This window comes from Citrobacter sp. VF227 (genome assembly GCF_052950715.1).
This window is the reverse complement of sequence record NZ_JBRFVF010000302.1, coordinates 1-494: the sequence shown is the minus strand read 5'-3', so window position 1 is coordinate 494 and position 494 is coordinate 1. Positions and strand designations below refer to the sequence as shown.

Below are 494 nucleotides of genomic sequence, written 5' to 3'. Positions count from 1 at the left end.
GCCGCCGACACGCTGCCGCTTACCAGACCCGCCGCCAGCAGAGCCAGTTTCAGTGCTTTCATTTTCATAATCCGTTTCCTTTTTCTCTGAGTCCGTTATTACTGATGGGTGACCGTGACACCGATGTTCGCCGTCCAGGTTTCCGGCACCTCGGTGCTGTTCCACACGGTCTTCACATCCGCAATACGGGAACTGTATGCCGCGTAAATCTCTTTCACGTCATAGCTGTTCATGCTTGCCGCCGGCCATGTTTTGGCTTTGTCCAGCGTTTTGCCGGCATAATCCGAGGCCGCATAGTCCGCACCGTTTGCCAGCAGCGTCACCGCGTCAGTCAGGGCAGTGGCATACTCACCCGAGCCGTTCGCCACGGCCGGGCCGTTAGACGGAGCCGCCCCGCCGAGGATACCGGTCAGGAACGCCGCCGGCTGGATTTTCGCCACGCCCCCCTCCTTCCCGGCAATCACCCCCGCCTGCGCCAGGGTAAAGGTCACCAG

Annotated in this window: 1 protein-coding gene; it reads right to left on the bottom strand. The window is 60.7% G+C overall.

Annotated elements, in window-relative coordinates:
- Window positions 1–98: 98 nt before the first annotated feature.
- Window positions 99–494: F4 family fimbrial subunit (locus ACU8YC_RS26425; protein ID WP_446896182.1), on the bottom strand; the 396-nt coding region annotated here is incomplete at its 5' end.